The sequence below is a fragment of the Thermogutta sp. genome (genome assembly GCF_014359955.1).
Classification (GTDB): domain Bacteria; phylum Planctomycetota; class Planctomycetia; order Pirellulales; family Thermoguttaceae; genus Thermogutta.
The window spans coordinates 1-2,111 of sequence record NZ_JACIYL010000759.1 but is presented as its reverse complement, the minus strand read 5'-3'; the positions used below and the strand labels follow the sequence as shown (position 1 = coordinate 2,111).

General features: G+C 57.1%; 2 protein-coding genes. Both read right to left on the bottom strand.

Annotation, left to right across the window (positions count from 1 at the left end):
* The coding region (locus H5U08_RS16670; protein ID WP_297035643.1) for a prepilin-type N-terminal cleavage/methylation domain-containing protein at nt 1-926 on the bottom strand (926 nt) is incomplete at its 3' end.
* 268 nt (nt 927-1,194) lie between these two features.
* The gene (locus H5U08_RS16665) at nt 1,195-1,998 is read right to left on the bottom strand and encodes a hypothetical protein (RefSeq protein ID WP_297035640.1); all 804 of its coding nucleotides are present in this window, start codon (nt 1,996-1,998) and stop codon (nt 1,195-1,197) included.
* Nucleotides 1,999-2,111 lie beyond the last annotated feature (113 nt).

Sequence of the window (2,111 nt, the reverse complement as noted above, 5' to 3'; positions counted from 1 at the left end):
GGAAAGCTGAGTGAGTGTAACTGCCGGCAGAACGCCGTTGGCAAGCCATGCAGCGCCCATATTGGCCGAGGTGCTTTCTGCCAGGGTAGGAAGCCCCAAAGCCTGCCAATTGAGACGCGAGGCGGAGGGCCCGGATCACGATGCGGATGGAACGGAAACGACGTAACGTTGCGCGGGTCTCCCGTCCGATGGGCATAGCGATTTTCGGGCTTGGTAAGGTCTCCCAGCGTGGAGAACACCCAGCCTCCCCTGTTTATATCATAATGGGCAGCAATATCGTAAAACCGCCGGAAGTTTTGCGCTCCGCTGTCGCCCGCGGGAACCCACTCCCCTGGGTCCAAAATGCCATTCTTGTTGAGATCGCAAAGTTCCATGGCTTTGGGTGCCACAAGCCGAACTTGCCTGTACAGGCGGTTTCCCCGCACAAACCACGCCACCTCCGCTGTATCCGAGTAAATGGTGCTGGGCTGCCCATTGATCAGACATCGGCCGACGAATGGCTCTCCCGTCGAACGCGTGGTAAACATCAGGATGTCGTCGTTGTCGCCCACCGTGGGGTCCGGGAGTGGGTTGCCGTTTCCATCGAGGTCATCCAGATTGACGGCCACAAGCGGATCGTTGATCTGCATGATGGGACGGACGCGACCATTTTGTCCCACCGGGCCTTCCGTATATTCAAAGTAGCCCTCGTCATTGGCGGGATCCCGCGGCGGGATAGGAATCACAGTAAGACCCCGCAAGTCCGATCGCAGCAGTTCGGCGGCCGAACGTAACCGATCGGAGGTTTCCAGCATGGCTCGCGCCTGGTTGATGCTTTGCATGACAGACGCGAACACCGCGACCACCGCCCCCAGCATGATGAGCGAGATCGCTGTCGCTAGGAGGATTTCCACCAATGTGAATCCGCCGCGTCGAGAGCGAATCATAGCTGTCGCACAGTCTTGAAAAGCATTTTTAACCGGGCCGCGCTTGAAAAGACCGTCCATTGCTGGAACCTCCATCCACGTCGCTTTTCTTCGACCTCAGCGCTGGCCCGCGGTACGTTATCTGATTCCGTGGTTGCTCTGCTTTTGGCTGATGGTTGCCTGGCCTTCCGTGTGCGAATCCTCCCCCCTCCCCTTCTTAACTATATTCGACCTCCCGCTGCGAAGAAAGTCAATGACGGCTCGCTGGGACCGGCCTGGAATTGCCATTTCACCGTGGCACGGGAATATCCCGTCGGGTAAGGATCGCTGCGGCGATCAGGTGACCGACCAGGCCGATGATGCCCAGCGCAAGGTTGTACTGAAGAGAAATCCGAGATCCCTCCTGGGTGAAGATGAGGATTTGCGGTTCAAAGAGCGTCATGAATGACAGGTACTTGAGCCATTCGCCCGCCGTCCACAGACGTGCCACCAGTTTAACGATGACCGCGGCAAGAAAGATAACAGTCGCAAGGGCCAGCGTTTTGCCGCGACTGGAAGAGCACGCGGAAATTGCCGAGGTCATGCCGGCCAGGGCAAAAGCCATCATAGCCAGGTTAAGCGCCGCTAAATGGAAACGGGTGGTATCGACTGGCTCCGCAAGGTGGATCCGGTGGCATCCTGCCCACAGACCTGCCCACAGGACCGCCGCCAGCATCATCGCTCCGAGAAAGGTCACAATTCCCGGGATGATAACCCAGACTGGTCGGGGCAAGGGCAGCGTGAGCAGTACCTCGAAGCGTCCCGACTCGATTTCACCGCTGATCATTTCCGAGCCTCGAACAAGAGCCCATCCGACAAACAGGATCATGGGCACGATGTGCACAAAAACCAGACTGATCCTTCCTGTTGGGCTGAGCAATTCCTTGGCTGGTACCGGCATCAACTTGTGCACGAAGTTGGGAAGCATATCGAGAAACGTGGACCACAGCCCTATTTTGATGAGACTGTTCATCCAGACGAAAAGCCAGGCAAACGCGAAGAGCAGAGCGGCACTGACTAGAAGTTGCCAGCGCGCATCACGAATGATCTTCACGCACACAGCCCAATTCATTGTTGGTCGACCAGCGGTATCGCGCTTACTCTACTTTCCATTCGAGAATTCCCGCAGAAAACCCAGGCCGTAACTTGACGAGCAGACGAAGTCAG